The organism is Cellulomonas sp. GbtcB1 (assembly GCF_019091725.1).
GTDB lineage: Bacteria > Actinomycetota > Actinomycetes > Actinomycetales > Cellulomonadaceae > Cellulomonas.
In genome coordinates, this window is record NZ_JAGXJG010000413.1 from 1 (window position 1) to 246 (window position 246).

The window sequence follows — 246 nt, forward strand, 5'->3', positions numbered from 1 at the left end:
CTGCGTGTAGACCTGCGCGTCGGTGAGCGCCGTGTCCTCCGCCTCGCCCGAGGCGTGGAAGACCGCGTCGACCGCGACCTCGCGGTCCTGCGCGGGGGTGATGACGACCTGGTAGCCGGCGGACCGGTCGTAGGTCGGCACCGTGAGGGCGAGCTCCCCGTCCGCCACGGCGACGTCCTGCGCCACCCGGATGACGCGCGGGGGGGCCGCGACCCCCTCGGCGCCGGTGAGGCGCACCTCCCGCAC

General features: G+C 76.4%; 1 protein-coding gene. It reads right to left on the reverse strand.

Features of this window, described 5'->3' with window-relative positions:
* A partial coding sequence (locus KVT14_RS20880; protein ID WP_217617347.1) for a hypothetical protein occupies positions 1-246 on the reverse strand: 246 nt, incomplete at both ends.